General features: G+C 42.2%; 11 protein-coding genes and 3 pseudogenes. All 14 read right to left on the bottom strand.

The window, feature by feature from the left end; genetic code table 11:
- Positions 1 to 30 precede the first annotated feature (30 nt).
- Positions 31 to 276 (bottom strand): annotated as a pseudogene (locus ArsFIN_RS05620) (HK97 family phage prohead protease); the annotation flags it as partial.
- Positions 254 to 1483: a phage portal protein gene (locus ArsFIN_RS05615; RefSeq protein WP_135677557.1), complete on the bottom strand. Its 1230-nt coding sequence runs from the start codon at positions 1481 to 1483 to the stop codon at positions 254 to 256. The pseudogene ArsFIN_RS05620 and the gene ArsFIN_RS05615, both read right to left, overlap by 23 nt.
- An 8-nt stretch (positions 1484 to 1491) precedes the next feature.
- On the bottom strand, positions 1492 to 1659 hold the full coding sequence (locus ArsFIN_RS26230) for a hypothetical protein (RefSeq protein ID WP_167876663.1): 168 nt from the start codon (positions 1657 to 1659) through the stop codon (positions 1492 to 1494).
- Between the two features lie 10 nt (positions 1660 to 1669).
- Positions 1670 to 2413: pseudogene (locus ArsFIN_RS05610) on the bottom strand (terminase TerL endonuclease subunit); the annotation flags it as partial.
- A gap of 147 nt (positions 2414 to 2560) precedes the next feature.
- Positions 2561 to 4222 (bottom strand): terminase large subunit, encoded by a 1662-nt coding sequence (locus tag ArsFIN_RS05605; protein WP_135678158.1) that lies wholly within the window; start codon positions 4220 to 4222, stop codon positions 2561 to 2563.
- Positions 4197 to 4562, bottom strand: coding sequence for a phage terminase small subunit P27 family (locus ArsFIN_RS05600; protein WP_135677454.1), 366 nt, complete (start codon positions 4560 to 4562; stop codon positions 4197 to 4199). Before ArsFIN_RS05600 ends, ArsFIN_RS05605 begins: the two co-directional genes overlap by 26 nt.
- Before the next feature lie 240 nt (positions 4563 to 4802).
- On the bottom strand, positions 4803 to 5273 hold the full coding sequence (locus ArsFIN_RS05595) for an HNH endonuclease (RefSeq protein ID WP_135677488.1): 471 nt from the start codon (positions 5271 to 5273) through the stop codon (positions 4803 to 4805).
- Positions 5274 to 5573 carry a head-tail connector protein gene (locus ArsFIN_RS05590; RefSeq protein WP_026824208.1) on the bottom strand — a complete coding sequence of 100 codons (300 nt, stop codon included), beginning with the start codon at positions 5571 to 5573 and terminating at the stop codon, positions 5274 to 5276.
- Entirely contained in the window at positions 5569 to 5907 is a 339-nt protein-coding gene (locus ArsFIN_RS05585; protein ID WP_026824207.1) for a phage head closure protein, read from the bottom strand. The genes ArsFIN_RS05590 and ArsFIN_RS05585 overlap by 5 nt, the downstream gene beginning before the upstream one ends.
- Positions 5904 to 7122: pseudogene (locus ArsFIN_RS05580) on the bottom strand (phage portal protein). The gene ArsFIN_RS05585 and the pseudogene ArsFIN_RS05580 overlap by 4 nt, the downstream one beginning before the upstream one ends.
- Entirely contained in the window at positions 7122 to 7676 is a 555-nt protein-coding gene (locus ArsFIN_RS05575; RefSeq protein WP_135677555.1) for an HK97 family phage prohead protease, read from the bottom strand. The pseudogene ArsFIN_RS05580 and the gene ArsFIN_RS05575 overlap by 1 nt, the downstream one beginning before the upstream one ends.
- A gap of 4 nt (positions 7677 to 7680) precedes the next feature.
- Positions 7681 to 8820: a phage major capsid protein gene (locus ArsFIN_RS05570; protein WP_135677554.1), complete on the bottom strand. Its 1140-nt coding sequence runs from the start codon at positions 8818 to 8820 to the stop codon at positions 7681 to 7683.
- Positions 8821 to 9902: 1082 nt separating this feature from the next.
- Entirely contained in the window at positions 9903 to 12176 is a 2274-nt protein-coding gene (locus ArsFIN_RS05565) for a primase-helicase zinc-binding domain-containing protein (protein ID WP_135677553.1), read from the bottom strand.
- Positions 12173 to 12523, bottom strand: coding sequence for a hypothetical protein (locus ArsFIN_RS05560; protein WP_135677552.1), 351 nt, complete (start codon positions 12521 to 12523; stop codon positions 12173 to 12175). The genes ArsFIN_RS05565 and ArsFIN_RS05560 overlap by 4 nt, the downstream gene beginning before the upstream one ends.
- Positions 12524 to 12528 lie beyond the last annotated feature (5 nt).

Raw genomic sequence — 12528 nt, 5'->3', positions numbered from 1 at the left:
AAATCTCTACAGTTTTATTAGACCACTACACCCTCTTTCATCCTCCCACATTTCGGTATAGACCCCTATCGGTTCATCCATGCGGTGCTGCCAAAGAAGGGCAGGAAAACTATTTTTACATCGCCAATGCGTTAGTGATGTTTCAAATGCGCCTCGCATTACGATGTCATCAAAACTGTCTTTTACCCCAAAAACAGAACCATAGCCGGAAAACTCACCCGATTCAGTCACTGATTTTAGACTCAGCGGCATATCAAACCGCTGTTTTATCATTATTGTCATTCGATTTATCCTCGCTAAACTCGGTAAGACTGGGTTTTGTTGTCATATTCATCGGCGTTAAATAAATATCACCGCCTTCACGAGGGTTAAGCTCCTCCAGTTCGCGGCATTCATTTGGGGAATAAATTCCCCAATTAATTCCCGTTGCGTAAGCTGCAAACCGTGATTTCATATCACCACGTAATAACGCCCCAGTATTGAACTTAGCATAAAAATTTTTCTGCTTTTTTTCAGCGATTAACCCGATATTGATTCGCTGTTCAATGCGCGTTAGATAAGGAACCAGCGAATAGTTGATAAAACCAATGCCCAGATTCTCAATATTATTAAACGTGGCTCTATCTGTATTTTGCACCATGTGCAACGGAACGCGAAAAATACGGCAGATTTCTTCCAGTTGAAACTTGCGTGTTTCCAAAAACTGAGCATCTTCCGCTGACAAACTAATTTGTTGCCACTTCAATCCCATTTCAAGGATCATCGGTTTATGGGCATTCTCAAGGCCTTGATGGCGGACTTCAAAGTCATTTTTTAATCGCTCATAAGCGTCATCTGTCAAATATTGTTCCGTTTGTAAAACCCCACTTGTCACTGCCCCATTTCCAAATAGACGTGAGCCATGCTCTTCTGTTGCTAGTCCAAGACCGATGGCTTGACGTGCATACGCAATTGGACTCAACCCTATTAATCCATCCAATGTAAAAATGCGAACATGCCATATTTCATCCTGACTCAGAATACGGCTTGTTCCATCTGGCAACGTGACTTGATATTCAATACCCCATTGAGGATTTAGCGTTGGTGCGACACTGTCAGGACTTAATGGAAGTAATTCAACCACTTCGCCTAAGGCCTTAACCTTATAGGCATAAAAATTGCCCCTCAGACACAAACTCGTTATTAATAATTCCCAAAACTCTTGTGAAGTCATATACCCATTTGGTTTGGCTGATAATAGCTGATGAAGCCTTTCTTTCGTGGCGCGTTGATTGCATTGTGCCGTTCGTTCATACAGGGCACAAGGCAGCATGCCGACAGATTCTGCTAATACTCTGACACAGCTAAATACCGCGGTTAGCTGCATAGCCAACCTAGGACTGACTCTACGACCGGCGTAAGTATCGTAAGAAAGCCCCATCAGATGACCAAGTTCCTGTGAAGTTATGTCACTTTTTTTGCTAAAAAGTCCTGGAAAAAACATAATGCCTCTTATTGTTTGATTTTTCGACTCATCATGTACGAAACCAAAAATGACCACAGCAAACAAAGAATACCGCCAACAATAAAACCAGCGGCGGGCAGCAATAACCAGGCACCGAAAGCCAATAAAATGGCACCAATAATGCCTGTGATAAATGAAAGCAGTGTTAATATCATTGTGTGATCCTTAAAGCGATCTCAGTCCGTGGGAACTAATAATTTCAGAAAGCGAAGGTTGATGGTTCCCCCCATTGACTAATAATCGACTCATTGCGGTAAAAAGCGCACAAGGGCCATCAATCTTAGCTTCCGCCGTTGACTTATTTGGGAAGATGTTGTCATTTTTGTCAGGTCTTACCGTCACATTAGACATCATCCAGTTCATTACTGGGTGTTGGTTGTGGTGCAGTTTCCCGGCGTATACCAATGCTTCCACTGCTTTCATTGCTTCTGACAGATTTCTGACTGTTTGAGAAACTTCAACCAGTGGTAGGCCTTCTTCTGCGAGTGATAAGCCAAATTGCGTTGCACTCCAGGGATCAAATCCTATTTCTTTTAATGTTTGTCCTGAGACCCACGTAATGATTTCCTCTTTGATTTGATTGTGATCAACCACTTCACCATCAGTCAGGGTTAATACCCCCATCGCTGACCATTTCCGATAGAGTTCTGCAATTTGTCGAGAACAACGCGCTAGCCTGTCCTCTGGCAGCCAGAACCTGGCATCAGTATGAACATGACCATTGTTTGCCTGCCAGACTTTGACGGCCGCACAAATATCAATTTTGTTAGCCAAATCAACACCGACCCACATCGGATAGGTTTTTAGCTCGTGCATTGGGGCGACAGCAGAGAGATCTGTCCATTTGAGCATATCCATCCAGGCTGACTCTGCACTCACCCAAACGTTGGCGTGCTTTGTTATAAAATTACAAACAATTATAATTTAACTATATATCAATAAGTTAATGAATATTTATTATTTATTTATAGCTATCTGCAATACACATTGCAATACACAGGTTTTAATCAGAAGAGAAATTTGTTTAAGATTATCCGGGGCGCTAATAAAAACCCGCTACACCCCATCAAATGAAGCTAATCGTTGTTTCTGCTCATCGGTCAAACTAAAGGTAAAGTCCTCATGCTCTATCTGCCATGTGCCAAAACTCATCAGAAACGCTAAGGCCGGGTCGATTTTATTAGCCGATTTCTTCTTGTTCGGTTTAATATTGGCGTTTGCATCGGTTTCCATCACTACATTTGCGATCGCCCATGTTAAAACAGGGTCGCCGTTATGGTGGATATTCTGACGATTAACAAACACTTCTGCTGACTTGGCGACAGGGCTTAAACGCATATAGGTTTGTGGGAAGGGTTCAACATCTAAACCTGCACCCTGTAATTGCGTTCTAAGATGAGTCGCATTCCACGTATCAAAGCCAATGAGCTTAATCTCAAACTGCTCACTGTCTTTGAGAATATCATCTCTGATACGGTCATAATCAATACAATCGCCTTTGGTGGTTCTCAGCCAGCCTAACCGCACCCATTGATGATAGATTGCTCTATTTTTATTCGCTGGACTCTGTAATTGCGCTTCGGGGATATAGTGACGGCTCAATAGCAAGAGCGCATTCTCTTGTGGGAAGGTATAACAGACGCTAGTAATATCGTTTGTTGAGGATAAATCCATCCCTGCATAACAGGTTTGTCCCTTTAAATCCGTTTCCTTGTAGTCCCGTTGACAGGCAGCCCAAGCCCCTTCACCCATCCACGGCGTTTGACCCTGACACCAGATATTAAATCGTTTGGTTAACATCTCTGTCCATTGTGAGGGAATTCCCCTTGCTTTTTTAATCGTATCGTTCAGGGCATGACTTTCTACAGAGACATTAAGATTAGGATTGGCTTTAACCCAGTTATGCTCATCATCAAGCTCACCGTCTTCGTCTAGTTCATAAATCAGGGCAAAGAGTGATTCATTCTGCGCTTCACCGTCCAATATCTGACAACAATAATCATAGTGCTGTTTACAGGCTGAAATAACATTGCTCCCTGCGGTGGTAATGGCAAAAAGTAGTGCTTCAGGGCGTGCCCCCATCCCTAACTCAAGCGCGGAATAAACCGCATTATCAGGGTGTAGATGGTACTCATCGACGATCGCCAGACTCGGATTAGTGCCCTCAATGGTGGCAGCTTTGGCAGCAAGCGGCTTTAGCAAACTGTTATTTTTAGGATAAATTATTTTATGTTGCTGGATAGTCAGCCGTTTCTTTAGGCTAGGGGATAGCAAACACATCTGACGGGCATCATCAAAAACAATGCGTGCCTGGTCTCGACTCACGGCTGCCGTATAAATATCCTGTTGCCCCCCTTCCATGATTAAAAACCAATTAGCCAGTATTGCAGCCAATGTAGACTTAGCGTTCTTTCTTGGCACTTGGATATACGCACTACGATATTTTCTTCTTCCCGTGCTAACTTCTTTGAATCCTAAAATATTCGCTATAGCAAATTGCTGCCAAGGTTCTAATTGAATGGGCTTACCTCGAAGATGTCCTTTTACATGGGGGCAGAGACGGGAAAAAGCGATAAAACGTGCTACCGTTGGCGTATCGAAGGTATAAACGGGATTATTGCGGTCATTAAAATAACGATTAACCGCCTGTTTTAAGCGCTTACAGGCCGGAATATCGCTATTTCTGACGCGCTCAGCGTATTGATGCCAATCGGTCAAGTTCATCTTCTTCTTGCATTTCTACCGGATTACGGCGACGTGATACGGGGTCAAAACCTAATAGGGAGGCCATTTTTATCATGGTTTTTTCTGCCTCAGCTTTGGCGCTTAATGCGGGGTTCCTACTTTCGCTTCCCTGACTGTTGGCGATACTAAATCCGCGTTCTGCGAGGTCTGCAACGGCTTTTCGGTAAATGGAATAGTTGACGCAATACAGCTCAAAGCTACTCCAATCAGTGGGGTTCAGGTCGTTACGCTCTGCAACGAATTTTGCCTTAGCTTTCCATTCTGTAGTAGCAATCTCATCAAGATAGCTAGGGGCTTTGGGTGCTCTTGCCATAATCTACTGTTTTCCTTATTGTTTTATTTTCAAAAAAATGACCGCGCATAAAAATTCGATTGACGTGCGGTCCCAGCGCAATAGGGGGTTGTCATATTTAACTCCCCCACCCCCTACTTCCAAGGCTGATTCCTAAAACATTCCATTAGCTCACGGTCACGCTGAGTCAATCGTTTAACGTAGGATTTATTCGCGCTTGGCTTAACGCGTCGATAACCTTGGCTATGTCTAAGTAATCCCTTAATCAATTGATTTATCTGATATTCGTCCATTAAGGTTATACTCGTGTATCCAGTCATTACGATGAGCAGCTTTTTCTTCCTGCTCACGGAACATGCCAGCTTTACGCTGTGCTTTAGTTATTGGATCTTGCTGAATAATTTTGCGGTTATGACATCCCTGACACAATGATTGATGGTTATCTTGCCACCAGAACAGTACATCGCTATCTCCATCGATTGGGATGATATGGTCAACGATTTTAGCGGGTGTATATATCCCCTGACTTTCGCACTTCACGCAAAGAGGATGCTCCTTCAAATAAATCAGACGATATTTAGCCCATTGGCTGGAGTAGCCACGCTGGGTATGCGTTCCACGTTGTTTTTCTACTCTGCGTCTGGCTGCTCGTTTATGCGCCTCGCACTTACCCGATTTCACTCGGGTACTACAGCCTGGCTCTGTACATCTTTTTAATGGTTGATACGGCATTTAATACACTCCAATATCTCGATACACTGACCATAACGATTTAATCGTAAAGGGGACTTCTTTAAGCTCAACATCTGTTGCCATTTCCCGATTCTCATAGAGCAATCCGATATAGAGCAAACACCCAACCTTAATTGCTGGCGTGAATGTCAATCCTTCATCAAACCGTTTGCCGATATGTTGTTGACAGGCTTCAAGTGCTGCTTCGGCATACGTGGTTAATAATTTATCATCCAGCGTAAAACTCTCTTCTAATCGACAATGCTGTTTGATTTCATTTAAAGGGATTTTTACATTAATCAAATCGTCCTCCTCCCTTGCAAATCAATTCTAATCTTGATTGGCGTGCATCGGATAAAACAACGGCTATCTCAAATCGAGAACCCAGTGTATTAGCACCTTTATACACAATGGCGTTGTCAATCGTGATATCAGGACGATAACGCATCCAAATCTTGACGATGGCTTGAGGATAGCGAGTACCAAAGGTTAATAACTCCTGACCGCGTAGCGCTTTTACTTCTGCCCAGACATCTTCAACATCTACCCAGGTTACTCGCTGGTCACCTAGATTACCGTATGTAATCTCTTGTTTCTGAATCGTCACACGATGTCTTAATCGTCCTGCTCTCATGCGTTGTCCTCCGCATGTTTCTTAACCTCAATATGCTGTTTCCACGCCTGACTAAATTCATCACCGCCATCACGAGGCGGTAAGCCTTCCCGTTCACGGGCTTCATTGGGGCACATCACACCGGATTTAATCGCCGTTTCATAACTTAAGAAACGCTCTCTTGGGTTGGCTCTGAGTAAATCGGCGGTGTCAAATTCCACTTGGTAACGCATACCGGATTGCGGAACATTAAGTAGTAGTGCCGATTTGATTTGCTGTTCGAAATTCGCTAACCAAGGGCGCATGGTAATGGTTAAAAACGCGCGGCTGGCTTCACTAAAATTACTGTAGGTACTGTTGGAATATTCTTGCAGAAAAATAGGGCTGACATTGAACATGCGGGCGATATCTTCTATCGTAAAACGGCGGGAAGCTAACCATTCTGCATCCTGATTACTCATGCCTAATTTTTCATATCCCATTCCACCTTCAAGGATTGGCACTTTACCCGCATTTTTTGCGCCTCGATAACGTTCAAGCGCGTCAAGGGCTTTTTTGCCCTTTGGCATCATTCAGCCACTCATTGGATTTAATAATCCCTGCTGCCATCATGCCATCTTTCATCACACTCGCGCCGTGGCGCTGTTGGGCTAGTCCTAAACCTAATGTCTCCCGACAAATCGTAATCGGTGAACGTCCCATAAACCCATCATCCGTGGCGTAACGTAAATGTAAGATTTCTTCTTGCAGACAGATACGGACTTGACCACTGTATGGCTCGGTTATCGTATAACGGTAACGGTGCTCACTTAATCGTTCAGGTACAACCGCACTCGGCGGATAAGGATGTAATGAAGCGGGCTGTCCGTCTTTACCCCATGTGATAAGCGCATAGGCATTACCATTGAGTAAGCAATGGCGCATTAGGGTTCGTTTAAACTGGAAAGGTGTTTGACAATCATTTGGTTTTTCATTGAGCAAATAATCTACCACGTGGTTACTTAGCCATTCCCGTGATTCCATACCTTTATCATTGTGTACCCGATATAAAAAACAGGGCATCGTCGCCACCGCTTCACTAATCACCGTAACGGCATTGATAACAGCGGGTAAGCCTTCTGCGGTTATCGGTGAGACATATTCGCCTGACCGACTGTTAGGAATGCCAGCCAGTGACAGGAACTCATCAATACTAAGGCTGCGTTCTTCTGCCTTTTTATGTCTGAATGGCCACATTATTCCACCTCAGATAATTGTAGCCACCGATTGTACAAATGCGTGGGTTTGGAGCGATTAGCATTGAGTGAACGCTTGGCAATTTCGACACCACTTTCAGGGTAAGCGGGTAAACTGGTGATCGTGATTTCTAGCAATTCAGCCTCAATAACCGTTCTGAGATAAGGCTTTTCACCAATTTCCCAATGGTCTTTTATCGTCCTAAACGCAAAGCTCATACCGGATATATCCCCCCGTTCAACCAGTGTTAGAACATCTCGGCCTAATTGGGTATCAGGCGGGGTAAGCGCAAACCGTAACCCCGTTTCATCTTCAGCCAGTTGTAACGTACTCGACGCGGTACGCCCTAATAGATTAGTTACGTCATGTTCAAACAGACACCTTACATCTGTTCCTTTTCCCAGACTGTTTTTAAACGCATAGGGGGCAAAGGTTTCAATAAATTCACCCCACAACAGTTGTGAACGGCTATTCCATTTAACCGCATAGCCCATTAGTTTTTTTTCATCAGCGGTGATGCCTGCCGTGCGTATTTCAAAATCGGTTGATTTCATGGCGTTATGCCTTAACCTCAAGCACTTTAATCGCATTGGAATCGACTAATCCACCACCGAGATATTTATCAGTATGAATTTTGATAAAGCCAGGCTCAGTAATATTGTCAGGTCGTGTACGGGTGCCTGTCTGATGGTCAACAATGGTGTAGCCACGTTTAAAGTCACCCAGCGCTATCACATCATCATTCATAAATTCAAGGTAATGAACCGATAAACCCAACAGACTATCAGGATCACCCACTTGTAACCGTTCACGCCAGATATAATCACCATTGCCATTTTTCAATTTTTGTACTTTGGCAGCGGTGTTTGAGTTCATCACCCAGACAGCATTTTTACGGTATTTATTTTTTAGCGTGAATTTCAGGTCAATCAGGCTATCGGCTTCCAGTTTGGTCACTTCCTGCTTTTGCAATGTGCCAAAACTACGCGCTTTATCGGCTTTCGTATCACGGGGATAGGATAGAAATCCTTTTGCTTTCTTTGTACCGTTACCACTGACTAAATCGGTTTCTTCGGTATCAACAAAGGTGTCAGCGATTTCACGGGTCAACCAGCCTAAAATATCGACATCACTAAAATCCAGAATTTCCTGTGTTGTCTTGGGATAGGCATAGACAGGAAATAACTTGATACTCACTTCTTCCAGTTTAGGGGTAGCGGTTTCGGTTCTGGCTTTGCCTTCTTCACCGTGATTGATCACGGCACCACCAACAGACACCAGTTGCTTATATTCGTTGCTGTGAGTGGTCTTGATAGTACAGATTTTACGCATGACGGACTCATCACTGAGACGTTGCATAATCTGTTTATTCAGTTCAGGGATAACGGTATAGCCACCATCAGCCGGAACCCCAGTCGAAAGCCCGCGTGTTTCCCCTGTCAAAACATAATGCCTTAATGCATCATTTCCCTGTTCTTTTTGTACAGGCTTTGCCGCTAATGTTCTTTCTTCATCAGCGAGACTTTCATAACGGGCGATTTCAGTATTGAGGGTTTCCGACTGATGACGCAACGCATCAAAGTTTTTAGCTTCATCTTCGGTCAGTGTTCGTTTTTCTGTTTCTGCTAATGTCAGCATTGATCGCATTTGTGCCGTTAAATCGGCTTTTTGCTGACGTAATTCAAGTAGTCTTTTCAAGGTTGGCTCCTGCATGCAGTGATTGTCTTGACTGAACATGCAGAAAAAAAGCAGCTAAGGGAAGGTGATATAAACCTTAACCGCTTTTAGTAACCATGAATATTTCAAAATACACCTGCATGAATCAGGAACCTCAATTTAACATGATGAAAAATAACAGGAAACAACCTCACAGGAAGGCAAAAAAGATGAGAAAACATGAGAACCAATAATTTACATAACTTTACATTAATTATTTATTAAAACATTAATAAGGGTTGCACCCGTTTTAGTGAAAACATCATGAGCTATTTTGGACAATCGGTAATCACTGCCTACCAGGAAAAAGAAAGAATTTTTTATGATGATCCTTGTTCTCTTTCGAAAAGATAAAATTTATTTAATAATATTTCTCATGTCAGAGAAAAAAATAAAAATATTTTAGCGTGCGTTTTATATAATTAAAAAAAACTGGAAAACTGTTCATACTGTTCACCAATTCAATAAAAGATATATATATCAATAAATTAAAGGGTGAACACTTAACTTAAAACTATTCACCAAGTGTTCACCACTGTTCACCTTTTTATGGGAGGGGTAATGAACAAAAAGTTTTCTAACTTCAATTTATTTATAAATAAAATTAATATTTATTTAAGTTGGTTAATAAAATAATTTTTTAATCTTGTAAGAAAAATAAAAGATGGAAGTGTTTATTAATATTTAATAAAAAGTGTTTTGATTGTTAATGATTGCAAATAAATATATTATATATCAATACGTTATACTATTATTGCCTGAACTAAAGCAATCCATAAAAAGGTGAACACTTTATTGAAAGGGTGAACAGTGGTGAACACTTAACACAAAACTATTCACCACATAATTTATTGATATATATATCTTTTATTGAATTGGTGAACAGTATGAACAGTTTTTACCAAAAAGTTTTATACGCATCTATTTTTTGTCTAACGCGACTTAAATAAAAAATTCTTTCCTTTCCCTGGTAGGCAGATAAAAAAGCCAGCCTTTTACTGGCTGGCGTTGTTTGTTTAGTATTGGCTGATGCTGGTTTGATATTACGGTGTCTATAATTTATGTTAAGGTACACTTGGCAACCAATCTTCGGCCTCCACTTCATTTAATTCCAGATTTGTTCTATATCCATGTTTTGTTCTTTCTCTAATATACCTTTTACCCAGTTCTTTAAGCGCATTATTAATCGAGCGTCCAAAGGCGGTTAAACTCAAGGCGTTTTTATTACCGTTCCCTTGCATATAAGCCGTGTAAGCATGGTATAAATATTTCCTTGGCACTGGCGGGTAAATATTGGCGTTCCCCATCAACATACCGCTAGCAGCTTCTAATGTAATGAGATAGGCGCAAAAATCGATGAGGGGGTCACTTTCCCGTTTGATTTCTATCGCTTCCCCTGATCCCCTTTGTTCAAGTAATAACGCTTTTGCGTCTTCTGGATCATCAAAAGTTGCCAACAATCGACGTACAATGACAGCGATCTCACTTGAAATCTTTTCCGCTAACCTAGAATCTTTATCTTCGTCTTTTACCTTGTTATTGAACTGGAATATCACTCGCCTACGGGCTACACCGTCTGCACGTTCAGTGAATATCATAGGGGTATTATTTGTTGCAATAACAACGGCTCTTATTACAGTGCTATACTGATGTTCATATTTAGGGTCAATTTCAATTAAATCACCGCCTGTTATGGCTTTTGCTCCCGTGGCTTCTCCTATGTACTTCGGTTGATCGGGGAGGGTGATCAATCGTTTACTAACGAATTGTGCTCGCCCTCTCGCGGTATCTAAAGCGGCCATATTGCTACTTCCGGTATTATCTTCACCTACGAGTAAAGTGGCTATTTGGGCAAAAACACTTTTACCGCTTCCGCCTATTCCTGTAATTTCTAAAAACAGTTCCCAGTCATAGCGGTTAGCTAAAATCATATATAACCCTGCAAAAATCCGTTTCATTTTATACGGGTCACGATTAGCAGCATGATCTAACCATTTATGAAAATGTGGAGCATGATCCCGTAAATTTTCATCGGGTGGGGCGGGTCTATATTCAATCCCATTGTGATTTAATAACCAGTTATCGGGCTGGTGTGGTGAAAATACTTTAGTTTTAATATTAAAGACACCATTAGCAAAAGGAATAACATCGTTACAAGGCTTACCCAACTTAGGGACAATAATTTTCAATGCCTCCACCGCATTATTAACCGCTCGGTTGCTAAAGTTGGTGTTATGTTGACAATAGATATTGCCCATTTCACGAGCCAGATCAAGGTGGGAAATTTTTTCCCATATCCCTGATACGTAGCGATAAAATACCTTACTATCACTGTGTACAGCGATCCCCTCATAACGTTCAGCCAGCAACAAGGCTTTTTCATTGTCTGCCATTTGAGAAAGATTGTTACCCGTCTTTTGCTTGTCAGGCTCAACTTGATACGCCCCCTCTATAAACGCCTGTTTTGCTGCCTCAATCCCATGTTGCTGACGGTAATCATCCCAATCAGCTTTTTCTTTGGTTGGCGGTATGGTGACCCAACCATTAACCACTTTTGCGGTTTTCTCCGCTTTAATCTTGCCAATATTGGCTTCATCGGGCTTAACATCATTATCCGCCGCAATAATGATTTTTGATTGAGGGTAATGCTTCCTGACCCATGTAGCAACGGGTAATAAATTACCTTCATCAAGCGCTGCCAGTACCACGCCTTCATGCAACTGGCTCACGGTTAAAGCGGTTGCATATCCTTCGGCAATTAACACCGTATCGGGCGTTCCAGTGAAATCAACGACGGGAATATAGCCACCTTTTTTCTTTGTGCCTGAGATAAAGCGCTTTTCACCGTTAGCTCTGATAATCTGAGCACCCAGTAATTTATCACCCTGTTTTACGGGTAATATCATCGAGCCATCTTTTAATAGCTTAACTGAACAGGTATGACCTTTGAGTATTAAGTACTGAGATTGACCTAATGTGGCTTCTTCTAATAACTTTGCGGATTTTTTAATAGCATCCGTTAAAGGCGGTTTATCTGATATAGTCGTTTCTTTTTGGACAGGTATTGAAATAACCTTAGCCACTTCCTTAGCCGCTTCCGTGACATCAACATTAAATAACCGTCTCACTAAATCCAGTCCGTCACCACTACCACACTGATTACAGATAAATGTGCCGTTACCTTCCTTATCATCAAAGCGAAAGCGGTCTTTACCCCCACAAGCTGGACAAGCGGTATGACGATTCAAGGGGACTTCTGCCCCCAGTGATGCTAATATACCTTGCCAACGTCCTGTGGCCTGCTGCTTAACCTGACGGATTAAATCAATATTTCTCATGATTTATCCTCCTGAGCAGCAGCGCTATCCGCCATGTCATTCATCATGTCAACCCACATATCAAGCCCCATCCCTGACAACTTGCCGTTCTCAACGCACAGGTCAAGTATTTGTTCAGCGACAGATTCCCAAGATTTGTATTCATCTTTCAACGGTTTTAATGCATAAGTATCAACCAGCTTCCGAATCCCTTTTACGCCGTCGATAATATCAACATGAATAGCGTCATCTTCGGTGTATAAGGTAAACCAGTCTCCGCCGTTTTCTGCTCTTACATCCTGATAGATTGCCTTAGCAAAAGCGTTAGCCCGTGCATTCAGGCGAAAGTTTAAAGTGATTAATGTCATCTTTC

Origin of the sequence: Arsenophonus nasoniae, assembly GCF_004768525.1 — a bacterium.
Taxonomy (GTDB): Bacteria; Pseudomonadota; Gammaproteobacteria; order Enterobacterales; family Enterobacteriaceae; genus Arsenophonus; species Arsenophonus nasoniae.
Note: the sequence above shows the minus strand (reverse complement) of the source record. Positions and strands in the feature narration are given on the sequence as shown.